This is a genomic window from Symbiopectobacterium sp. Eva_TO (assembly GCF_053848865.1).
Map to the genome: position 1 here is coordinate 129,117 of NZ_JBSPEY010000005.1, position 21,624 is coordinate 150,740.

The following is a 21,624-nucleotide window of genomic DNA, read 5'->3' on the forward strand; positions in this document are numbered from 1 at the left end:
TGACGCAGTGTCGCATGTGGCGAAAATCACGCCAGCTTCAACGACCATTAATCAAATGAAAGAGGTGAAAACCAGCGAGCGTCAATTACCAACGTTCATCAGCGGCATGGTCACTGTCACGCGCATCCACCCAGCGATCGCCCTCCGACGTCGCTTCCCGTTTCCAGAATGGCGCACGGGTTTTCAGGTAATCCATAATAAATTGCGCAGCGTCAAAGGCCGCCTGACGGTGTGCGGCGCTCACGCCCACAAATACGATTTCATCGCCGGGATAGAGCGGTCCAACGCGGTGGATCACATAGACACGCGGTAGTGTCCAGCGTTCTCTGGCTTGCTCAACGATCTCCGCCAACGCTTTCTCAGTCATCCCCGGATAGTGTTCCAGCGTCAATGCACTCACATCGGAAGCCAGATTATGGTTGCGCACTTTACCGGTGAACGTGACCACAGCACCGTCTTCGTCACATTGAGCCAGCCACTGATAGGCCAGCCCCACGTCAAACAGCGCAGTGCCGACCTCAATCCGGGTTTCTGATTGTGGGTTCACTGGCATCATCAGCCTCCGGTTACCGGTGGAAAAAACGCCACTTCATCACCATCGCGTAGCGGGTGTGAAAGCTCGACCAACGTCTGGTTCACGGCTGTCAACAATTTGCCGGACTCCAACGCCAGCGCCCAGCGTTCACCGCGTGTGACCAACGTCTGGCGCAAATCCTCCACGCAGGAAAATTCCGCAGGAAGACTCAGCGAATCCGTTTGCGTCAGTTCACGAACCTGCGCGAAAAACAACACGTTAATCATTGCCCCTCCGCCTGAAAATCGCCGGATTTGCCACCGCTTTTTGCCAGCAAACGCACCGGGCCGATAACCATGTTTTTCTGCACCGCTTTGCACATGTCATAAATGGTCAACGCAGCTACCGAGGCAGCGGTCAGCGCTTCCATCTCCACCCCTGTTTTGCCGGTTAAACGGCACAGCGATTCGATGCGCACCCGGTTGTGCTCAGGCTCGGCTGTCAGCTCAACGGCAACTTTGCTTAACAGCAGAGGATGGCACAGAGGAATCAGTTCCCAAGTGAGTTTAGCTGCCTGAATCCCGGCAATGCGCGCGGTGGCGAACACGTCACCTTTGTGGTGCTGCCCATTGATAATCATCGACAGTGTTTGCGCTGACAGCGTGACGAACGCTTCCGCACGCGCTTCGCGCACCGTTTCGGCTTTTGCTGACACATCCACCATGGTGGCTTCGCCGGCGGCATTAATATGGGTGAACTGAGATGACATGATTAGGCTGTGTCCCTTAATTACATAACCTCTGGTAAAACAGGCGGATGCAGCCCAGTTTCAACATTGCCAGATAATTCCTCGCCGTTTTGTCGTAACGTGTCGCAATGCGACGGTATTCTTTCAGACGGCCAAAGCACCGCTCAACAACGTTCCGATTGCGGTAGGCGTCACGATCGAGCTTTGAACGACCATCCACCGCCATTTTTTCAGTGGATTTTCGGGGGATGACAGTTTTTATACCTCTTTTTTTCAGCTCGTTACGTAATACATGCCCGGAGTACGCCTTGTCAGCCAGCACCGCATGACCACGGCGTTTCATACTGCCGTTCTGGCGTTGAACACCAATACCGTCCAAAAGACGTAGTGCAAACTGACTTTCATGAGCCTGACCGGGGCTCAACACGATGTTTAACGGAAGACCACTTCCGTCTGTAGCCATATGGATTTTGGTGCCAAAACCACCTCGAGAGCGACCCAGACCATTATCTCCGGTGATATCGGGATGTTTTTTTGAGCACCGGCAGCACATTTCAGCGCCCTGATATTGCTACCATCCAGCGCAGTCGCTGACCAGTCCACGAGACCATGGGCATCAAGTGATGAAAGTAACTTATTGAAAATAATGTTAATGACTCCCGATTTTGACCATCGGTTAAAGCGGTTATAAACGGTTTTCCATGGGCCGTATCGCTCAGGTAAATCACGCCATGGGGCACCAGAACACAGCACCCAGAACATGCCATTGATAATCATGCGATGCTCAGCCCATGGGCGTCCGGCCTGTGGTGTTGCTGGTTCATCAGGGAGTAAGGGCTGGATGATAGCCCATGCTTCATCGGGAAGGTCGTAGCGAGCCATAGTTCAAAATGATGTAGAAAAAAATTATTATAAATCATTGTATTAATGGACACAGCCTAATTCGATTTCTTTAAATGGGTGAAAAAATTGCACGGTTTTTGCCGGGCATCCAACTGTTCCTGAATGATACGTTCCCAGGCGGTGCGACACGCACGTGTCGAGCCGGGCACGGCAAAAATAACCGTTTGGTTTGCCAGACCCGCAACAGCACGGGACTGAATGGTGGCGGTGCCGATATCCTCATAGGAGACCATGCGAAACAGTTCACCAAAACCGTCAATTGAGCGATCGAACAGCGGGGAGATGGCTTCTGGCGTGACATCGCCAGTGGTGAAACCAGTGCCACCATTGATCAGAATCACCTGCACCGTCTCGCTGGCAATCCAGGCGGTAACCTGCGCCTGAATCTGGTAGCGGTTCTCTTTGACAATGGCGCTGGCCACTATCTGGTGCCCGGCCTCTTGTGCCGCTTCGCGCAAATAGTCACCTGAGGTATCATCTTGCGCGGTACGACGCGCAGAAACGGTCAATACTGTAATTTGCAGCGGAATGAAGTCATCACTGACCTTGCTCATATCACACACCTCTTAACACGGAAAATCGCAAGAGTAGCTATCAGCCAACGATAAAAGAAAGGTTCTGCGTTATGCCGCTGTTGCCATCATGCAGGAAGTGGGTCTGTTTTTTCAGCGATAACCCACCCGCAATACGCAGCGCCAGATCGTCCATTTGACTATCCTCCGCCAACAGGTCGCGCAAGGGAATGCCCTGCTCGCCGAAGAGGCACAGGTGCAGGTTACCCACAGCGGACACGCGCAGACGGTTGCAGCTCAGGCAAAAATCTTTTTCGTAGGGCATGATAAGGCCGATTTCGCCCTGATAATCATCGTGCCGAAACACCTGGGCTGGCTCATCACTGCGGCCGCGCGGCGCCAGTTGCCAGCCCTGAGCCAACAATTTGTCGCGAATGACCGTTCCGGGCAGATGGTGACGGGCAAACAGCTCCCTTCCCTCTCCGGTTTCCATCAGTTCGATAAAACGCAGTTGGATGGGCCGGTCCTTGATCCAGTGCAGAAACGCATTCAGTTGATTATCGTTCACGTCACGCATCAGCACGGTATTCACTTTAACCTTGGCAAAACCGCAGTCAAAGGCAGCATCGATCCCGGCCATCACCTGATGAAACTTATCCTGCCCGGTGATCGCATGGAACTGACGCGCATCCAGACTATCGACACTAACATTCAGCGCCGTTAGCCCGGCATCACGCCATACTGCCACATCGCGCGCCAGCCGATAGCCATTGGTGGTCACCGCCAGGGTTTTGATCGAAGGATTTTCTCGGATGGCAGCTAAAATCTCGACAAAGTCACGTCTTAACGAAGGTTCTCCCCCCGGTTAAACGCACTTTTTCCGTACCGAGCGCAGCAAAAGCGCGGCTGACCCGACGGATCTAATCCAGAGAGAGAGAACGCTTGGTGGGTGCGCCAGAAGGCTGATAGCCATCAGGCAAACAGTAGGTGCAACGAAAGTTGCATACATCTGTGATCGAAAGGCGCAAATAATAAAACTTGTGCGCAAACGCATCCGTCAATTGACTTAGCATAAACACCTTTCCAAATTCGGGAAGCGCGGGCATTTCTCCCCTGCACCCTGGTGACCTCAAGGGTCACGGCCAGAGCACCGTATGACGCAGTCACTGCCACATCACTTAGGCACAAAGGCTAAATAACTGTTCCGAATAGTAGATCACCTGAAGGGAACTCAGTCCGAGTTGAGCGATCTGATCAATCGATAAAGATCCCAAATCATCAACCGGACTGAGCGATGTCGAGCATAGCACCGATACCCCGTAACGAACGACGCCTGATGAAGAAAACTCTCCATAAAACGCGTGACAAGAATCACGCCCGCAGGCTGACCGCCATCCTGATGTTGCACCGGGGCGAGCGCGTGAGCGATGTCGCCAGAATGCTTTGCTGCGCCCGTTCGTCAATCGGCAGATGGATTAACTGGTTTACCCTGTACGGCATTGAAGGCCTCAAATCTCTGCGGCCCGGTCGTGGCCGTCGCTGGCCGTTTGAACAGATCTGCGCACTGTTAATCCAGCTCGTAAAGCGTTCCCCTCATGATTTTGGCTATCAGCGTTCGCGCTGGAGCACGGAACTGCTAGCGATAAAAATCAATGAGATAACCGGTTGCCAGTTGCATGCTTCCACGGTGCGCCGTTGGCTGCCTTCTGCCGGTCTGGTGTGGCGACGCGCAGCTCCTACGCTGCGTATCCGCGACCCGCATAAGGAAGAAAAAATGGAGGCCATCGCGATGGCGCTGGAACAATGCAGCGCGGAACATCCCGTCTTTTACGAAGACGAAGTGGATATTCATCTGAATCCCAAAATTGGCGCGGACTGGCAGGTTCGCGGGAAGCAGAAACGCATCGTGACGCCGGGCCAGAACGAGAAATATTATCTGGCGGGTGCATTACACAGCGGGACGGGAAAAGTCAGCGATGTTGGAGGAAGCAGTAAAAGTTCGTGTTTGTTTATCAGTATGTTAGAGCATCTAAGAGCAACGTACAGACGGGCAAAAACGCTCACGCTGATAGTTGATAACTACATTATTCACAAAAGCCGGGAGACGCAGCGCTGGCTGGAAGAAAACCCGAAATTCAGGGTTATTTATCAGCCGGTGTACTCACCATGGGTAAATCATGTAGAGCGGTTATGGCAGGCGTTGCATGAAACCATTACCCGCAATCATCAATGCTGTTCAATGTGGCAGTGACTGAACAAGGTTCGCCGCTTCATGGAAACCGTCAGCCCGTTTCCCAGTGGAAAACATGGACAGGCAAAAGTGTAGCGGTATTAGGAACAGCTATTTAGGAGTCTGATTTCATCAAAGAAGAGTCTAACGTTACTCACGCATTACGTCACCCCAACATTCGTTATATATTTATTTATACATCTGATATATAAAGCTTTTCTCTTCCACAGGCTTTCAGCATAGTCGAAAAGAGGGGCTTTGTTGAATAATAGGGAATCGTGCCGTTTTACTATGCCCATGTTGGTAGAAAATGCTTATCACCTCAGGCATTCCGTTTTCTCATGATGCTTAACTGCATGATTTTACGTTGCTGGAAACAATCGTTTTACTGGGCTGGTAGCATAAAATCTGTTTATTCAACAAAGCCGAAAAGAGGCGTAAAAAATTGTCGTAAATCATCCTGAGGCAAAGATTTTTGGTTTTTTTCGCCTTTATGAGAGAAATCAGCTACCTTAGCCACGTGAATTCCCCCTCTTTTGCAAAAGGTCTCTATGCGCAATCGCACGTTAGCCGATCTCGACAAGGTTGTCGCGCTGGGTGGCGGGCACGGCCTTGGTCGCGTCATGTCATCACTTTCCTCATTGGGTTCACGACTCACCGGCATTGTGACGACCACCGATAACGGCGGTTCGACGGGAAGGATCCGCCGCGCAGAGGGTGGCATCGCCTGGGGGGACATGCGCAACTGCCTGAACCAACTGATCACCAGCCCGAGTGTGGCCTCCGCCATGTTTGAATATCGCTTCACCGGTAGCGGTGAACTCGCTGGACACAATCTGGGCAATCTGATGCTTAAAGCGTTGGATCATCTGAGCGTATGGCCGCTGGAAGCCATTAACCTGATTCGTGGACTGCTGAAAGTGGATGCGGTACTGATCCCGATGTCAGAACATCCTGTCGATCTGGTTGCTACCGACACGGGAGGAAACCAGATCTACGGTGAGGTGCAAATAGACAATCTGAATGCCCTACCACAGGAGTTGCAACTCCATCCCGTGGTCAAGGCGACGCAGGAAGCGATTGATGCCATCGACCATGCCGATGTGATCCTGATTGGTCCAGGCAGCTTTCTGACCAGCCTGATGCCTTTGCTGTTGCTGGACGATCTGGCGCGAGCCCTGCGCCGCACGCCAGCGCAGATGGTCTATATCGGCAATCTGGGACGAGAACTCAATCAGGCCGCTGCCCATATGACACTGGCACAAAAGCTCGCCATGATCGAAAACAAGGTGGGGCGTAAAGTGGTGGATGCGGTTATCGTGAGTCCACACACCTCGGTGCAGGGCATCAACGATCGTCTCATCGTACAGCAGCCATTAAGCGCGGCCGACGTGCCGCACCATCACGATCGCGAACTGTTGCGCCAGGCGCTGGAAATTACCCTGCAACGTCTAGGCTAACCGAACTACAGCCTAGGGCTATTCCCCGCGCAGCCACGGCGTATGGGTAACGCCAACCAGAATGCCTTCCGGGCTAAGGAAACGCGTCACCCACTGCCCCCACGGTTCGAGTCGGTTATCTACCAGCAAGGTATATCCCGCCCGTTTAACCGCCGCCGTGGCGGCCACCATATCAGCAACCTCAAACTCCAACCAGGTTTGCGGCACGGTGACGTCATCCGGCCAATGCTCAGTGCCGAAGCAGGATTGAATCGCCTGCACCAACGGCCACAGCGCGAAGTGCTTCACTCCATCGAGCGTATCGGCGACCAGATAATCGCTCGACTCCCCCAACGGTTTAAGCGGCAAATGTAGCGAGTCCAGATAGAGCGATCGACTGGACACCGCGTCCGCAGCGATCGGGCCGAAGCCCGCGATAAACAGTACATCTACATAGGGTATAGAAAATGTCATGTCGGCTCCTGGCGCGAAGGGAAATCAGGATACGGCGATAAATCGCTCACGTAATGTGTATTAGTCGCGACTTGATCTGACACTGGACCTTGAAAGGTTGTGTAGTGGCACACTGATACTGGCCACCTGAGCGGAGGTGATATGCTCACCTCATCAACACGACAGGTGACCTCATGGGTAAACATTTTACGGCGGAATTTAAGCTCGAAGCCGCAAAGCTGGTTGTCGACCACGGCTACACATACGTTAAGGCCGCAGAGGCGGTTAATGTCAGCCATTAGTCGCTGGGTCAATAAGCTTCGCCTTGAACGACAGGGAAAAACGCCAACGGGACTTCCTCTTACCCCTGAACAGCTCGAGCTGCGTGAGATGAAGAAAAAAGTCCAATGCCTTGAAATGGAGAACGAAATCCTAAAAAAGGCTACGGCGCTCTTAATGTCGGACTCACTCAACGGTTCACGGTAGTCGACAGGCTGAGGGCGCGATACCCGGTCACGGCGTTGTGCCAAACTTTTGAGGTACATCGCAGCAGCTACAGGCACTGGCAGGCTTCCGCTAATGAACCCGACGGTGAGCGCGTGGTTAAGTGTAGCCGCGTCATGGAAGCCTGGAACGCCAGCGGCGGCTCTGCCGGCGCTCGAAGTATCGCGACCATCGTCACCGGCAGCTCCGGTGTCAAAATGGGGCGCTGGCTGGCTGGCAAGCTGATGAAGGAGCTGGGTATCGCCAGCTGCCAGCGACCGGCTCACAAATACAAACGCGGCGGCAATGAACACGTTGAAATACCGAACTATCTCAACCGCCAGTTCGCGGTTACCGCGCCGGATCAGGTCTGGTGCGGCGATGTGACCTACATCTGGACGGGCAAATGCTGGGCTTACCTTGCGGTGGTGCTAGATCTGTTCGCCCGCAAACCGGTGGGCTGGGCCATGTCGACGTCGCCGGACTCGGCGCTGACAGTTAAAGCGTTGCAGATGGCCTGGGAACTCCGGGGACAACCAACAGGAGTCATGTTCCACAGCGACCAGGGCAGCCACTATACCAGCCGTCAATACCGGCAAGCCCTGTGGCGCTGCCGGATAAAGCAGAGTATGAGTCGGCGGGGTAACTGCTGGGATAATGCGCCAATGGAGCGGTTCTTCCGCAGCCTGAAGACAGAATGGGTGCCGACAAAGGGTTACAACAGCTTCAGCGAAGCCCAGGACGCGATTATCCGCTACATCACGGGGTATTACAGCGCTATCCGGCCTCACTGGTATAACGGCGGCTTAACTCCAAACGAATCTGAGCGACTGTTCTACATACAGTCTAATGCGGTGGCCAATATTAGTTGACCACTACATATCAACGATATAGACCATACGAAAACGAAAGCGATGTCTCCGCAGACAAACGGTATCTGCGAGCGCTTCCATAAAACTATTTTGCAGGATTTTTATCAGGTTGCGTTCCGTAAGACGTTATACGAGGACCTAGAAAGTCTACAAAAGGATCTGGACAACTGGTTGTGGCATTACAATAATGAGCGAACTCATCAGGGTAAAATGTGCTGCGGGCGTACGCCAATGGCCACGTTACTTGATGGTAAACGAGTCTGGGCAGAAAAAAATCTGAACCAGATTTAATCTGACAGACACCTGTATAAATAACCGGTAACTGTCAGATCAGGTCTGAGCTAATACACGTAATGCATGAATCTGGTCACGCAATGCAGTAGCTTCTTCGAACTCCAAATTCTGCGCATGCTTCATCATTTGGCCTTCCAGTTCACGAATCTTTTGCTCCAACGCTTTTGGCGTCAGTGCATGATATTCTGCGGCAGGTTCAGCGGCTTTACGACCGGTACGCCCTTTGCCTTTCGGCGTCGGTTGCCCCAATTGCAAAATATCGTCGATTTTCTTGTTAAGCCCGGTAGGCACAATCCCGTGCACTTCGTTGTACGCTTGCTGCTTCTCGCGTCGCCGCTCCGTTTCCTGAATGGCGCGCTGCATTGATGGCGTAATCTTGTCGCCATACAGGATGGCTTTACCATTAAGGTTACGTGCGGCACGGCCGATGGTCTGAATCAAGGAGCGTTCCGAACGCAGGAAACCCTCTTTATCAGCGTCCAAAATAGCCACCAGCGACACTTCTGGCATGTCCAACCCTTCCCTGAGCAGGTTGATACCCACCAGCACATCAAATTCGCCCAGTCGCAGGTCGCGGATGATTTCAACGCGCTCGACGGTATCGATGTCCGAGTACAGATAACGCACGCGCTCACCGTGTTCTTCCAGGTATTCGGTGAGATCTTCCGCCATACGTTTGGTTAAGGTGGTGACCAGCACGCGCTCGTTCAACGCAACGCGTTTGCGGATTTCAGACAACAAATCGTCCACCTGCGTCGCAACCGGACGCACTTCCAGTAGCGGGTCAAGCAGTCCCGTAGGCCGCACCACCTGATCGACGACATCACTGCCGGAATGTTCCAGTTCGTAATTGCCGGGTGTCGCCGAAACATAGATGGTTTGCGGTGCGAGCGCTTGAAACTCCTCAAACTTCATCGGCCTGTTGTCCAACGCTGACGGAAGCCGAAAACCATATTCGACCAGCGTTTCTTTACGCGCCCGGTCACCGCGGTACATGCCGCCCAATTGCGGGATCGTTACGTGGGATTCATCGATCACCAACAATCCATCGGCAGGCAGGTAGTCAAATAGCGTTGGCGGCGGCTCACCCGGCCCGCGTCCAGAAAGATAGCGCGAATAGTTTTCGATACCGGAGCAATAACCGAGTTCATTCATCATCTCAAGATCGAATTGCGTACGCTGTGTCAGCCGCTGTTCTTCCAGAAGTTTATTTTTTTCCAACAATACTTTGCGACGCTCAGCGAGATCCACCTTGATATCTTCCATCGCCTGAAGAATACGCTCACGCGGGGTGACATAGTGGGTTTTCGGGTAGATGGTATAGCGCGGCACTGTTTGTGACTGCTGGCCAGTAAGCGGATCGAACAGCGTCAGGCGTTCAACTTCTTCATCGAACAGCTCAACGCGCAACGCGATCTCATCGGATTCCGCCGGAAAAATATCAATCACTTCGCCGCGCACACGGAAAGTACCACGCGTAAAGGCCTGATCGTTACGCGAATATTGCAGTTCGGTCAGTCGGCGCAAAATCGAGCGCTGATCGATAATCATGCCTACCGTCAGGTGCAGCATCATTTTCAGATAGAGATCTGGATCGCCCAACCCGTAAATAGCCGAGACCGACGCGACCACCACCACATCGCGCCGCTCCAGCAGCGCTTTGGTGGCTGACAGGCGCATCTGTTCAATATGCTCGTTAACCGACGCGTCTTTCTCGATAAAAGTGTCCGAGCTAGGTACATAGGCCTCGGGCTGGTAGTAATCATAGTAAGAGACGAAATACTCAACCGCGTTATCAGGGAAAAACGCTTTCATCTCACCATAGAGTTGCGCCGCCAGGGTTTTGTTGGGCGCCAACACCATGGTGGGGCGGTTAAGATCCGCAATCACGTTGGCAATGGTAAAGGTTTTTCCCGAACCGGTTACCCCCAGCAACGTCTGATGCACCAACCCCGCCTCAAGCCCCTCTTCCAGCAGACGGATCGCTTCAGGCTGATCGCCTGAGGGGGTAAACTCGGAGTGCAGTTTAAAAGGTTTGCTCATGAACAACCTGCCAGAAAGTGGACCAAGCGTCGCGAAACCAGGCAACGCACAGTAACATTCAACAATAGTGTGAGGCGACAAGCATAGCACTAACAGTGCGCCTCAGAAATTCGTTTACCCACAGTATACTGGATATAAAAACAGCATCCAGTCATTTGTTGGCGAAAATGATGCGCGGAGTAAATCATCGGCCAGCGTAGGGCATTGGAAAGAGGAAAGCGAGCGCAAAAAGCGCTAACACAGCGTTACGCATTTATCCAGTTAAAAATGTGCTATTTATCCCCAGAATGCGTATTTGTCATAACAAAGTGGTTAGACCTGTGCTGTAAAAATATGCAACCGTCAGTCGGAGATAAACCGAGACTTGATTTTAATTAAATTACTGATTTATATCAATTAAATAAAAAAGCAGAGAATCACATCAACTCAACCAAAACCCGCGCCAATTCTCGCTTGCCACCGTTTTTCTAAACCTAATGCACATGGTTATCCACAGAAGTAGTGGATAACTCCCACAAGCCCGCATGCCTGCTGCTTTAGTGAAATATCTTATCGTTATGGGGTTGAGGGAAATCAGAATTTTTTTAGCGTTTTTGCAAGGATTTCACTTATGCATGGCTTTTAAACATTTTGCACAAAAAATCGTCTTGGCGCACAAACTGGCGAGTCGAAGCAAGAGACGCCAACTGAGAACAGAGTGGCAGGCATGGAGAGAATTTTACGAAGAAATAGTGTTCAACACTATCAACCAAGAGCCTATCCCAGATAGGCGTAATTGACGCGACCCGTCTGCGCTCTGCACAGTGCTCGAAATCCTCGCGCACTCGGTGTACGCTCCAGTTTCTACGCACTACTCGCGATCGCATCAATGATAGGCTCTCAATATGCTATTGAATAGAATCAGGCAGGTCAGAATGGCTAGTCTGTGTCCCTTAATCCCATGAGTTATACTAACTGTTTGTTTCTACATCATTTTGAACTATGGCTCGCTACGACCTTCCCGATGAAGCATGGGCTATCATCCAGCCCTTACTCCCTGCTGAACCAGCAACACCACAGGCCGGACGCCCATGGGCTGAGCATCGCATGATTATCAATGGCATGTTCTGGGGGCTGTGCTCTGGTGCCCCATGGCGTGATTTACCTGAGCGATACGGCCCATGGAAAACCGTTTATAACCGCTTTAACCGATGGTCAAAATCGGGAGTCATTAACATTATTTTCAATAAGTTACTTTCATCACTTGATGCCCATAGCCTCCTGGACTGGTCAGCGACTGCGCAGGATGGTAGCAATATCAGGGCGCTGAAATGTGCTGCCGGTGCTCAAAAAAACATCCCGATATCACCGGAGATAATGGGCTGGGTCGCTCTCGAGGTGGTTTTGGCACCAAAATCCATATGGCTACAGACGGAAGTGGTCTTCCGTTAAACATCGTGTTGAGCCCCGGTCAGGCTCATGAAAGTCAGTTTGCACTACGTCTTTTGGACGGTATTGGTGTTCAACGCCAGAACGGCAGTATGAAACGCCGTGGTCATGCGGTACTCGCTGACAAGACGTACTCCGGGCATGTATTACGTAACGAGCTGAAAAACAGAGGTATAAAAACTGTCATCCCCCGAAAATCCACTGAAAAAATGGCGGTGGATGGTCGTTCAAAGCTCGATCGTGACGCCTACCGCAATCGGAACGTTGTTGGGCGGTGCTTTGGCCGTCTGAAAGAATACCGTCGCATTGCGACACGTTACGACAAAACGGCGAGGAATTATCTGGCAATGTTGAAACTGGGCTGCATCCGCCTGTTTTACCAGAGGTTATGTAATTAAGGGACACAGCCTAAATAGCTGTTCCTAATACCGCTACACTTTTGCCTGTCCATGTTTTCCACTGGGAAACGGGCTGACGGTTTCCATGAAGCGGCGAACCTTGTTCAGTCACTGCCACATTGAACAGCATTGATGATTGCGGGTAATGGTTTCATCCAACGCCTGCCATAACCGCTCTACATGATTTACCCATGGTGAGTACACCTGCTGATAAATAACCCTGAATTTCGGGTTTTCTTCCAGCCAGCGCTGCGTCTCCCGGCTTTTGTGAATAATGTAGTTATCAACTATCAGCGTGAGCGTTTTTGCCCGTCTGTACGTTGCTCTCAGATGCTCTAACATACTGATAAAAAACACGAACTTTTACTGTTTCCTCCAACATCGCTGACTTTTCCCGTCCCGCTGTGTAATGCACCCGCCAGATAATATTTCTCGTTCTGGCCCGGCGTCACGATGCGTTTCTGCTTCCCGCGAACCTGCCAGTCCGCGCCAATTTTGGGATTCAGATGAATATCCACTTCGTCTTCGTAAAAGACGGGATGTTCCGCGCTGCATTGTTCCAGCGCCATCGCGATGGCCTCCATTTTTTCTTCCTTATGCGGGTCGCGGATACGCAGCGTAGGAGCTGCGCGTCGCCACACCAGACCGGCAGAAGGCAGCCAACGGCGCACCGTGGAAGCATGCAACTGACAACCGGTTATCTCATTGATTTTTATTGCTAGCAGTTCCGTGCTCCAGCGCGAACGCTGATAGCCAAAATCATGAAGGGAACGCTTTACGAGCTGGATTAACAGTGCGCAGATCTGTTCAAACGGCCAGCGACGGCCACGACCGGGCCGCAGAGATTTGAGGCCTTCAATGCCGTACAGGGTGAGCCAGTTAATCCATCTGCCGATTGACGAACGGGCGCAGCAAAGCATTCTGGCGACATCGCTCACGCGCTCGCCCCGGTGCAACATCAGGATGGCGGTCAGCCTGCGGGCGTGATTCTTGTCACGCGTTTTATGGAGAGTTTTCTTCATCAGGCGTCGTTCGTTACGGGGTATCGGTGCTATGCTCGACATCGCTCAGTCCGGTTGATGATTTGGGATCTTTATCGATTGATCAGATCGCTCAACTCGGACTGAGTTCCCTTCAGGTGATCTACTATTCGGAACAGTTATTTAGGTCAGCGCCATCCTGACTCGATTAAGAAAAAATCCCGCCTTCCCGAATGATATCGCTCATCTCAGCTTCAATATCTTGTAAGTACATATTTTTAATTATATCACTATCGAGATCGGCAAACCTTGTATTAGACACGCAAAGCGTTTTAAAATGATTAGAGACATCGCCATCATAACGATGATAGTTATAATCATAATAATAATAATCACTATCATCATCAGACTCAAAGTCAATTACATTCTCTTTATCAATGGTGTTTAACGCGTCCGCATCCTGCTTCCACTGTGTTGCAACTTGAAATTTAAACTTATCACCAGGAATCTCCCCTGTTGCCATATTTTTACCTTTACTGACTGTCACGGTGACCATACCGTTCTCATTATTATTACCCGGTAGGGTAAAGGTCACTTTATTACCCTGAATGTCATCCAGAGTAATAACCCCTGTTTTTGAACATTCATTCATGGCTTCTGGGGAGTTTATGAGCCGCATAATATTATTATCAATCTGATGATATAACGCCTTATTATCCCTTCGTACACCGCCGAAAGTGAAAAAATTAATAATATATTCCAGCAATCCCTTAGGAGATACAGCCTTATTTATCTCATCCTGATTTACCTCACCAGCGGCACATGCTGTAATATTGTATAATGAACTTATGCTAGCCATCATAATTCCCTTATCTGATAAAAAATACTTAACGAATAGGCGCACATTATTGTCAGACGGTTATATATCAGTAAGAAGGTTAATGCCGTATTTTTTGTTTCAGACAATAACGTGTCACACTGGCAGCAATCCAATATCCAGATACGTGCTCAAATCCTGCGTATAGTGTGCATTGACGTAGGGAATTTCGCCGAGCAGCGGCGCGGAAAGATGACGTTGCAGCGTATCCAGATAGTCTTGATGCCAGCGTCCGGTCGGTTGAATATCGTTAGCAATCCACCCCGCCAGCGTCAATCCTGCCTGCGTAACAGCCTGAGCCGTCAGTAACGCGTGATTGATGCAGCCCAATTTGATGCCCACCACCAGAATCACCGGCAATTGCTCGTGCTGTACCCAGTCGGCATACGTCTGCTGCACAGTCAGTGGCGTGAACCAGCCCCCCGCGCCTTCCACCAGCACCCAATCAGCCTTTTCGGTCAAGGCCGCCAGACCGCGCGACATCACCTCGAAATCGATGGGCTGCTGCTCAACCCGGCTCACGATATGCGGCGAGGTTGGCTCAAAAAACACCAAAGGATTGACCTCATCGTAAGTAAGCGACACGCTGCTGCACGCTTGCAAATGGCAAGCATCTTCATTACGAATGCCCTGTGGGGTCATATCTGCACCGGAAGCTACCGGCTTATAGCCCGCACAGCGATACCCTGCCCGTGCAGCAGTCTGTAGCAATGCGCCGCTGGCGATGGTTTTGCCCACTTCTGTGTCTGTTCCGGTAATAAACCAACGTTTAGTCACGATAAATAATTCCATAAACCAAATGATAACTGAGGGGAAAGCCGCCCGGTGCAGCAGGATAAACCTGCGCCAGCGCTTGTAACCGCCGCCGGGTAAGCAAACCGCGCGAACGATCGCCATGTAGCAAGGTGGCGCCAATCCCTTTCAACGAGTGCATCACATCTCTTACGGTCGCAAAGCGGTAGCTCAGCGTGTGCGGGTGGAGCCGATGACGATAAGGGCGACAGGCATCGGCGATTTGTGCCAACGGCAAAAAATCATTGACGCGTTTTGATCCATCCAAGCTCAGCCATGCTTGCGCCAGTTCGCCGAGGGAACCGTCAACCAGCGTAGAAAACACCACCACACCGCCGGGACGCGTGGCCCGATAACAGGCCGCAATCGCACGCGGCAGATCTTCGCACCATTGCACCGCCAGATTGCTGAAGCAAAGATCGATGCTGGCATCCGCTAACGGCAAATGTTCAATATCCCCTTGTACGTAAGCATCAGCACTGTGTTCAGTCACAGCCTGTTGCAACATGCCAGCAGAAAGATCCAAGGCGATCACCTGTTTACCCAGCGCGCGCCAGCGTTGACTGAAATGACCGGTGCCGCAGCCCGCATCCAGTATCCGTTGTCCGGCAAGCGGTAGCGCCAAGGTCATCAGATGCTCACCGCTGGTGCGTTGCAGTTCGGCAAATCGGGTGTAGCGCTGTGCCGCACGACCAAAAGCCTGCGCAATGGCCCGCTTGTTATGCAATTCATTATTCATTGACACCCTCTCCTTGCTCATACGCCACCGAGTGCAAAGCGGCAAGCAGACGGGCGATGTCATCATCCGTGTGGCTGGCAGTCAGCGTAATACGCAGCCGCGCACTACCGGGCGGCACGGTGGGCGGGCGCATCGCACTGACCCAGAGTCCCTGTTCACGCAGACGTTGTGCCACACGCAACGCGGCAGCATTGTCGCCGACAATCAACGGTTGAATGGCACTGTGGGACGGCATCAAGGTAAAAGGCAAATCCCCAGCTCCGGCGCGAAACTGAGCAATATGGCGGCCTAGCCTGTCACGTAGCGCGTCACCCTGCTGAATACAGGACAACGCCGCGCGTAATGCGCAAGCCTGGGCCGGTGGCATGCTGGTGCTGTAGATCAGATGACGGGCAAACTGCAAAAAATAGTCGGCCACCGATTCGCTGCACAACAGTGCAGCTCCGCTCACGCCAAACGCCTTGCCGAACGTCACGACCAGCAATTCGGGTTTTATCCCCTGTTGCCAGCAACTGCCACGGCCCTGCTGACCGCACACGCCTATCCCGTGTGCATCATCCACCATCAGCCAGGCGCCGTGCGCCTGCGTCAACGCATGCAGTGCCCCCAGCGGTGCGCTGTCACCGTCCATACTGAAAATACCTTCCGTGACGGCAAGGGTTTCGCCCGGGCAATCCCCTCCCAACAGGCGTTGCAGCGCTGCCGGCTGATTGTGCGCAAAGCGCCGCAGAGTGGCCGGTGACTGGGCGGCAGCTTCCAGTAATGACGCATGACTGAGTTTGTCCGCCAGAATGCGATCTTGTCCCTGCATCAGGGCGGCAACCATCGCTTGATTCGCAGCATAACCGGAGACAAACAGCAGCGCACGCGGGTAACCCAGCCATTGCGCCACTTCACCCTCCAACACCGCATGCGCATCGGTATACCCTGTGACATGCCCTGAACCGCCGCTGCCCACGCCATAGCGCGTTGCACCGGTTTGCCAGGCCTCAATAATGGCTGGATACTGGCTTAAGCCCAGATAGTCATTGCTGGAGAAATTCAGGTAGCGCTGCCCTTGCTGCGTCAACCAACGCCCACCGCCCTGATTAACAATACGTGAGCGATAAGCATCTTGCTCACGGCGCGCGATCAGCGCCGTATCTATGCGTTTTTGCCATCCCATAAGTGTTACACGGCAGCGTTATAGAACTGTTCAGTATCGGCTTCCAGCACCTGCTGCGCCAGCCGCATCTGCTGTTGGTTGTCACCGGCCTCCGTTTCCGTTTGCTGAGGATTGAGACCCAGTTTGCGAAACAGGATCAAATCCTTGTCTTCTTTCGGATTGGGGGTGGTCAGCAGCTTGCAGCCATAAAAAATGGAGTTGGCACCAGCCATAAAACACATGGCCTGGGTCTGCTCGCTCATCTGTTCGCGACCCGCAGACAGGCGCACGTGGGAGGTGGGCATCATGATGCGAGCGACGGCGATAGTGCGGATAAAATCGAAAGGTTCAACATCGTCGTTATTTTCCAGCGGCGTACCTTTTACTTTCACCAGCATATTGATCGGCACGCTTTCCGGCGGCGTCGGCAGGTTTGCCAGTTGCACCAACAATCCGGCACGATCACGCACCGTTTCCCCTAATCCGACAATGCCGCCGGAGCAGACTTTAATTCCCGCGTGGCGCACTTTGTCCAGCGTATCCAGTCGTTCCTGATAGGTACGGGTGGTGATGATGTTGCCGTAGAACTCCGGCGAGGTGTCCAGGTTATGGTTATAGAAATCCAGCCCGGCGTCAGCCAGTCGTTCTGCCTGATCGCCGTGTAACGAGCCTAACGTCATGCAGGTTTCCATCCCCATTTCCTTGACGCCTTTCACCATCTGTTCCAGATAAGGCATATCGCGCTCATGGGGATTTTTCCAGGCGGCGCCCATACAGAAACGGGTTGAGCCTGCCGCTTTAGCCTGACGCGCGGAATCCAGCACCTGCTCGACCTGCATCAATCGCTCCGCTTCCAGCCCGGTGCGATAACGCGCACTCTGCGGGCAATATTTGCAATCCTCCGGGCAGGCACCAGTTTTGATGGAGAGCAGTGTGCTGACCTGCACCTGACGCGGATCGAAATGCTGACGATGCACCTGCTGCGCCTCAAACATCAACTCTAAAAACGGTTTATCAAACAGTTGTTGCGCTTGCTCCAGCGTCCAATGAATACGTTCTGCCATATGGTTGGCCTCTTTGTTCGACAGGGTGTCATGCCGCCAGTGTGACATGAAAATGTGGCGTAAGTGTAAATGACAATGCTATACTGTCAACCAAATGAGTGTTAATTTAGTCTACAACACGGTTTATTGATAATATTGCTTTCGAACGCAGACCTGGAATTTGATCAACGCCATATCTGGCATCCTTACACCTCAATGACACACCCCCTTCCCTGTTATCCGGTGGTAGCGGCACACGGGTATCACCTGCAACTGGACGATGGGAGAGAACTGGTGGATGGCATGTCTTCCTGGTGGGCGGCGATCCACGGCTATAACCACCCGCGTCTGAACCAGGCCTTGCAGCAGCAAATAGCTCAAATGTCGCATGTGATGTTTGGCGGAATTACCCACCCTCAAGCCATCGAGTTATGCCAACGGCTGGTCACTATTACGCCTGCCCCGTTGGAGTGTGTGTTTCTGGCCGATTCCGGTTCGGTGGCCGTGGAAGTGGCGCTCAAAATGGCGCTGCAATATTGGCAGGCGAGCGTCGGGCGCACTTTTTGACCCTGCGTCACGGCTATCATGGCGACACCTTTGGTGCGATGTCGGTGTGTGACCCGCACAATGCCATGCACAGCCTCTATCAGGGATATCTGCCTGAACACCTGTTTGCCGATGCACCACGCAGCCGCTTTGATGGCGAGTGGTATGAATCTGATATCCAGTCGCTACGCGATATGCTGGAAACGCACGGTCATGATATCGCCGCCGTTATCCTTGAACCGGTGGTTCAGGGCGCAGGCGGAATGCGTATCTACCACCCCACCTACCTCAAGCGCGTGCGCGAGTTGTGCGATAACTACGGTATCTTATTGATAGCAGACGAAATAGCGACCGGATTTGGCCGCACGGGGACGCTGTTTGCCTGTGAACATGCCGATATAGCCCCCGACATTCTCTGTCTGGGTAAAGCGCTGACCGGAGGATACCTGACGCTGTCAGCTACCTTGACCACGCGTAACGTCGCAGACACCATCAGCAACGGCGAAGCGGGTTGTTTTATGCATGGCCCGACTTTTATGGCTAACCCATTGGCCTGTGCCGCCGCCAATGCCAGTCTTGAACTGCTGGCAGACGGGGAATGGCAGCCACAGGTGATGGCAATTGAGCGCCAATTGCGCGCTGAATTACTGCCATTACTGGATGCCGCGTTGGTGGAGGACGTGCGCGTTCTGGGCGCGATTGGCGTACTGGAAACCACACGACCTGTGAACGTGGCACGCGTGCAGCGCTTTTTTGTCGAGCTCGGTGTGTGGATCCGGCCTTTTGGTAAGCTGCTGTATGTGATGCCGCCCTATATTATCTCGCAACAGGCCTTAACACGCTTGACCCGCGCACTGCGTGACGCCGTACAGCGACCTGAATTGTTTCAATAACGGCGGGGAAAGTCAGCGGGAAAAACCTGTGATCTGTGGCACACCAAATTGATTAGCGCTATGATAATCGCCTCAGCTTATCAGGAACTTCCCATGCGTAATACGACAATCCTTTGCGAGCAGTATTTACGCGCTTTCGCACTTATTTATCTGTGTCTGTTCGCAGGTAATGCGATATCCGCGTTACTCCCGCTGACTATTCCCGGCAGCATTATCGGTATGCTTATCCTCTTTGCTCTGCTGGCTTCGCAGATCCTTCCTGCGCCTTGGGTAAAGCCCGGCTGCCATTTGATGATTCGCTACATGGCGCTGCTGTTTGTGCCTATCGGCGTGGGCGTCATGAATTACTATGATCTGCTGAGCAAGCAGTTTGGCCCCATCGTGGTGTCCTGTCTGATCAGTACGCTGGTGGTAATGCTGGTCGTCGGTTTTTGCACGCAGTTGATGCAACGCGAACACATCATCACCACGCACGAAACACCCGATGAGGAAGGGAAAAAATAATGTTGTCCAACATCTGGTGGTCATTACCCCTGACATTGCTGACCTTCTTCGCGGCGCGCAAGTTGTCGATAAAATGCAAAATGCCACTGCTAAACCCACTGCTTGTGTCGATGGCTATCCTGATCCCGGTATTACTGCTGCTCAATATCCCTTACGAAAACTACTTCGCAGGCAGTAAAGTGCTGAACGATCTGTTGCAGCCCGCCGTGGTGGCGTTAGCGTTTCCGCTCTATGAACAGCTTCATCAGATCCGTGCGCGTTGGAAATCCATCATCAGCGTCTGCTTTATCGGCAGTATGGCGGCTATTATTTCCGGTACGCTCATTGCGCTGTGGCTTGGTGCCACGCCCGAGATCGCCGCATCGGTGCTGCCTAAATCGGTAACCACGCCCATCGCCATGGCAGTCGCAAGCACCATCGGCGGCATTCACGCCATCAGCGCGGTCTGTGTGATTTTTGTCGGCATCCTTGGTGCGGTCTTCGGGCACACCCTGTTTGTAGTGGCACACTGATACTGGCCACCTGAGCGGAGGTGATATGCTCACCTCATCAACACGACAGGTGACCTCATGGGTAAACATTTTACGGCGGAATTTAAGCTCGAAGCCGCAAAGCTGGTTGTCGACCACGGCTACACATACGTTAAGGCCGCAGAGGCGGTTAATGTCAGCCATTCTGCCATTAGTCGCTGGGTCAATAAGCTTCGCCTTGAACGACAGGGAAAAACGCCAACAGGACTTCCTCTTACCCCTGAACAGCTCGAGCTGCGTGAGATGAAGAAAAAAGTCCAATGCCTTGAAATGGAGAACGAAATCCTAAAAAAGGCTACGGCGCTCTTAATGTCGGGCTCACTCAACGGTTCACGGTAGTCGACAGGCTGAGGGCGCGATACCCGGTCACGGCGTTGTGCCAAACTTTTGAGGTACATCGCAGCAGCTACAGGCACTGGCAGGCTTCCGCTAATGAACCCGACGGTGAGCGCGTGGTTAAGTGTAGCCGCGTCATGGAAGCCTGGAACGCCAGCGGCGGCTCTGCCGGCGCTCGAAGTATCGCGACCATCGTCACCGGCAGCTCCGGTGTCAAAATGGGGCGCTGGCTGGCTGGCAAGCTGATGAAGGAGCTGGGTATCGCCAGCTGCCAGCGACCGGCTCACAAATACAAACGCGGCGGCAATGAACACGTTGAAATACCGAACTATCTCAACCGCCAGTTCGCGGTTACCGCGCCGGATCAGGTCTGGTGCGGCGATGTGACCTACATCTGGACGGGCAAATGCTGGGCTTACCTTGCGGTGGTGCTAGATCTGTTCGCCCGCAAACCGGTGGGCTGGGCCATGTCGACGTCGCCGGACTCGGCGCTGACAGTTAAAGCGTTGCAGATGGCCTGGGAACTCCGGGGACAACCAACAGGAGTCATGTTCCACAGCGACCAGGGCAGCCACTATACCAGCCGTCAATACCGGCAAGCCCTGTGGCGCTGCCGGATAAAGCAGAGTATGAGTCGGCGGGGTAACTGCTGGGATAATGCGCCAATGGAGCGGTTCTTCCGCAGCCTGAAGACAGAATGGGTGCCGACAAAGGGTTACAACAGCTTCAGCGAAGCCCAGGACGCGATTATCCGCTACATCACGGGGTATTACAGCGCTATCCGGCCTCACTGGTATAACGGCGGCTTAACTCCAAACGAATCTGAGCGACTGTTCTACATACAGTCTAATGCGGTGGCCAATATTAGTTGACCACTACATTTGCGGAATCATGACCTCGCTGATTGCGCCTTTTATCTTTCC

Annotated in this window: 16 protein-coding genes, 7 pseudogenes and 1 riboswitch; of the genes and pseudogenes, 9 read left to right on the plus strand and 14 right to left on the minus strand. The window is 52.8% G+C overall.

The features are described 5' to 3' along the window. Window positions 1–85 precede the first annotated feature (85 nt). The 6 genes and pseudogenes from moaE to moaA all read right to left on the minus strand — a co-directional run bounded on the left by moaE (window position 86) and on the right by moaA (window position 3,750). The gene (gene moaE, locus ACWWJF_RS26080) at window positions 86–553 is read right to left on the minus strand and encodes a molybdopterin synthase catalytic subunit MoaE (protein WP_455871478.1); all 468 of its coding nucleotides are present in this window, start codon (window positions 551–553) and stop codon (window positions 86–88) included. 2 nt (window positions 554–555) lie between these two features. Beyond that, the gene (gene moaD, locus ACWWJF_RS26085; RefSeq protein WP_455871348.1) at window positions 556–801 is read right to left on the minus strand and encodes a molybdopterin synthase sulfur carrier subunit; all 246 of its coding nucleotides are present in this window, start codon (window positions 799–801) and stop codon (window positions 556–558) included. Continuing rightward, a complete protein-coding gene (gene moaC / locus ACWWJF_RS26090) occupies window positions 798–1,283 on the minus strand; it encodes a cyclic pyranopterin monophosphate synthase MoaC (protein WP_455871349.1) in 486 nt (161 codons plus the stop codon). Before moaC ends, moaD begins: the two co-directional genes overlap by 4 nt. A 16-nt stretch (window positions 1,284–1,299) precedes the next feature. Then, window positions 1,300–2,144, minus strand: a protein-coding gene (locus tag ACWWJF_RS26095; RefSeq protein ID WP_455871350.1) for an IS5 family transposase whose coding sequence is annotated in 2 segments (ribosomal slippage) — window positions 1,300–1,799 and window positions 1,799–2,144 — 846 coding nt in all. Because the reading frame shifts where the segments join, the coding sequence is not laid out codon by codon here. A gap of 56 nt (window positions 2,145–2,200) precedes the next feature. Further along, on the minus strand, window positions 2,201–2,719 hold the full coding sequence (gene moaB / locus ACWWJF_RS26100) for a molybdenum cofactor biosynthesis protein B (protein ID WP_455871351.1): 519 nt from the start codon (window positions 2,717–2,719) through the stop codon (window positions 2,201–2,203). A 40-nt stretch (window positions 2,720–2,759) separates the two neighbouring features. Next, window positions 2,760–3,750: pseudogene (gene moaA / locus ACWWJF_RS26105) on the minus strand (GTP 3',8-cyclase MoaA). After that, window positions 3,738–3,887: riboswitch (molybdenum cofactor riboswitch) on the minus strand. Its footprint overlaps the pseudogene before it by 13 nt. Before the next feature lie 84 nt (window positions 3,888–3,971). On the opposite strand from moaA, the pseudogene ACWWJF_RS26110 reads away from it, so the two are divergent. Then, a pseudogene (locus ACWWJF_RS26110) lies at window positions 3,972–5,003 on the plus strand (IS630 family transposase). Between the two features lie 455 nt (window positions 5,004–5,458). After that, the gene (locus tag ACWWJF_RS26115) at window positions 5,459–6,367 is read left to right on the plus strand and encodes a gluconeogenesis factor YvcK family protein (protein ID WP_455871352.1); all 909 of its coding nucleotides are present in this window, start codon (window positions 5,459–5,461) and stop codon (window positions 6,365–6,367) included. 18 nt (window positions 6,368–6,385) lie between these two features. Here ACWWJF_RS26115 and ACWWJF_RS26120 read toward each other — a convergent pair whose 3' ends face one another. Beyond that, entirely contained in the window at window positions 6,386–6,820 is a 435-nt protein-coding gene (locus ACWWJF_RS26120) for a glyoxalase (RefSeq protein WP_455871353.1), read from the minus strand. A 173-nt stretch (window positions 6,821–6,993) separates the two neighbouring features. Between ACWWJF_RS26120 and ACWWJF_RS26125 the strand changes: the two are divergent. Together ACWWJF_RS26125 and ACWWJF_RS26130 are read left to right on the plus strand one after the other, a co-directional pair. Beyond that, a pseudogene (locus tag ACWWJF_RS26125) lies at window positions 6,994–8,154 on the plus strand (IS3 family transposase). A gap of 3 nt (window positions 8,155–8,157) precedes the next feature. Next, window positions 8,158–8,445, plus strand: a pseudogene (locus tag ACWWJF_RS26130) (integrase core domain-containing protein); the annotation flags it as partial. A gap of 39 nt (window positions 8,446–8,484) precedes the next feature. Here the strand turns inward: ACWWJF_RS26130 and uvrB are convergent. Beyond that, a complete protein-coding gene (gene uvrB, locus ACWWJF_RS26135; RefSeq protein ID WP_455871354.1) occupies window positions 8,485–10,491 on the minus strand; it encodes an excinuclease ABC subunit UvrB in 2,007 nt (668 codons plus the stop codon). Window positions 10,492–11,472: 981 nt separating this feature from the next. Here uvrB and ACWWJF_RS26140 point away from each other — a divergent pair. After that, window positions 11,473–12,317, plus strand: a protein-coding gene (locus tag ACWWJF_RS26140) for an IS5 family transposase (RefSeq protein ID WP_455871355.1) whose coding sequence is annotated in 2 segments (ribosomal slippage) — window positions 11,473–11,818 and window positions 11,818–12,317 — 846 coding nt in all. Because the reading frame shifts where the segments join, the coding sequence is not laid out codon by codon here. Window positions 12,318–12,350: 33 nt separating this feature from the next. Here ACWWJF_RS26140 and ACWWJF_RS26145 read toward each other — a convergent pair. The 6 genes and pseudogenes from ACWWJF_RS26145 to bioB all read right to left on the minus strand — a co-directional run bounded on the left by ACWWJF_RS26145 (window position 12,351) and on the right by bioB (window position 17,913). Then, window positions 12,351–13,381: pseudogene (locus ACWWJF_RS26145) on the minus strand (IS630 family transposase). 124 nt (window positions 13,382–13,505) lie between these two features. Beyond that, on the minus strand, window positions 13,506–14,156 hold the full coding sequence (locus tag ACWWJF_RS26150; RefSeq protein WP_455871356.1) for a hypothetical protein: 651 nt from the start codon (window positions 14,154–14,156) through the stop codon (window positions 13,506–13,508). 114 nt (window positions 14,157–14,270) lie between these two features. Next, window positions 14,271–14,951 carry a dethiobiotin synthase gene (gene bioD, locus ACWWJF_RS26155; RefSeq protein ID WP_455871479.1) on the minus strand — a complete coding sequence of 227 codons (681 nt, stop codon included), beginning with the start codon at window positions 14,949–14,951 and terminating at the stop codon, window positions 14,271–14,273. Beyond that, window positions 14,944–15,705: a malonyl-ACP O-methyltransferase BioC gene (gene bioC / locus ACWWJF_RS26160; RefSeq protein ID WP_455871357.1), complete on the minus strand. Its 762-nt coding sequence runs from the start codon at window positions 15,703–15,705 to the stop codon at window positions 14,944–14,946. The genes bioD and bioC overlap by 8 nt, the downstream gene beginning before the upstream one ends. After that, window positions 15,698–16,870: an 8-amino-7-oxononanoate synthase gene (gene bioF / locus ACWWJF_RS26165; RefSeq protein ID WP_455871358.1), complete on the minus strand. Its 1,173-nt coding sequence runs from the start codon at window positions 16,868–16,870 to the stop codon at window positions 15,698–15,700. Before bioF ends, bioC begins: the two co-directional genes overlap by 8 nt. Window positions 16,871–16,875: 5 nt before the next feature. Further along, complete coding sequence (gene bioB, locus ACWWJF_RS26170; protein ID WP_455871480.1) at window positions 16,876–17,913, minus strand: biotin synthase BioB; 1,038 nt, start codon at window positions 17,911–17,913, stop codon at window positions 16,876–16,878. A 195-nt stretch (window positions 17,914–18,108) separates the two neighbouring features. On the opposite strand from bioB, the pseudogene bioA reads away from it, so the two are divergent. The 4 genes and pseudogenes from bioA (at window position 18,109) to ACWWJF_RS26190 (ending at window position 21,573) form a co-directional block, all read left to right on the plus strand. Then, window positions 18,109–19,331: pseudogene (gene bioA, locus ACWWJF_RS26175) on the plus strand (adenosylmethionine--8-amino-7-oxononanoate transaminase). A gap of 93 nt (window positions 19,332–19,424) precedes the next feature. Next, window positions 19,425–19,835, plus strand: a complete 411-nt coding sequence (locus ACWWJF_RS26180) for a CidA/LrgA family protein (protein WP_455871359.1) — start codon at window positions 19,425–19,427, stop codon at window positions 19,833–19,835. Then, window positions 19,835–20,332, plus strand: a pseudogene (locus ACWWJF_RS26185) (CidB/LrgB family autolysis modulator); the annotation flags it as partial. The gene ACWWJF_RS26180 and the pseudogene ACWWJF_RS26185, both read left to right, overlap by 1 nt. 72 nt (window positions 20,333–20,404) lie before the next feature. Then, window positions 20,405–21,573, plus strand: a protein-coding gene (locus ACWWJF_RS26190) for an IS3 family transposase (RefSeq protein WP_455868400.1) whose coding sequence is annotated in 2 segments (ribosomal slippage) — window positions 20,405–20,660 and window positions 20,660–21,573 — 1,170 coding nt in all. Because the reading frame shifts where the segments join, the coding sequence is not laid out codon by codon here. Window positions 21,574–21,624 lie beyond the last annotated feature (51 nt).

Coding starts and splice junctions, on each gene's coding strand:
- bioF (WP_455871358.1), bottom strand. CDS start 16,870: ATGGGATGGCAAAAACGCATAGATACGGCGCTGATCGCGCGCCGTGAG.
- ACWWJF_RS26150 (WP_455871356.1), bottom strand. CDS start 14,156: ATGGCTAGCATAAGTTCATTATACAATATTACAGCATGTGCCGCTGGT.
- moaB (WP_455871351.1), bottom strand. CDS start 2,719: ATGAGCAAGGTCAGTGATGACTTCATTCCGCTGCAAATTACAGTATTG.
- uvrB (WP_455871354.1), bottom strand. CDS start 10,491: ATGAGCAAACCTTTTAAACTGCACTCCGAGTTTACCCCCTCAGGCGAT.
- ACWWJF_RS26180 (WP_455871359.1), top strand. CDS start 19,425: ATGCGTAATACGACAATCCTTTGCGAGCAGTATTTACGCGCTTTCGCA.
- bioC (WP_455871357.1), bottom strand. CDS start 15,705: ATGAATAATGAATTGCATAACAAGCGGGCCATTGCGCAGGCTTTTGGT.
- bioB (WP_455871480.1), bottom strand. CDS start 17,913: ATGGCAGAACGTATTCATTGGACGCTGGAGCAAGCGCAACAACTGTTT.
- ACWWJF_RS26115 (WP_455871352.1), top strand. CDS start 5,459: ATGCGCAATCGCACGTTAGCCGATCTCGACAAGGTTGTCGCGCTGGGT.
- ACWWJF_RS26120 (WP_455871353.1), bottom strand. CDS start 6,820: ATGACATTTTCTATACCCTATGTAGATGTACTGTTTATCGCGGGCTTC.
- moaC (WP_455871349.1), bottom strand. CDS start 1,283: ATGTCATCTCAGTTCACCCATATTAATGCCGCCGGCGAAGCCACCATG.
- moaE (WP_455871478.1), bottom strand. CDS start 553: ATGCCAGTGAACCCACAATCAGAAACCCGGATTGAGGTCGGCACTGCG.
- moaD (WP_455871348.1), bottom strand. CDS start 801: ATGATTAACGTGTTGTTTTTCGCGCAGGTTCGTGAACTGACGCAAACG.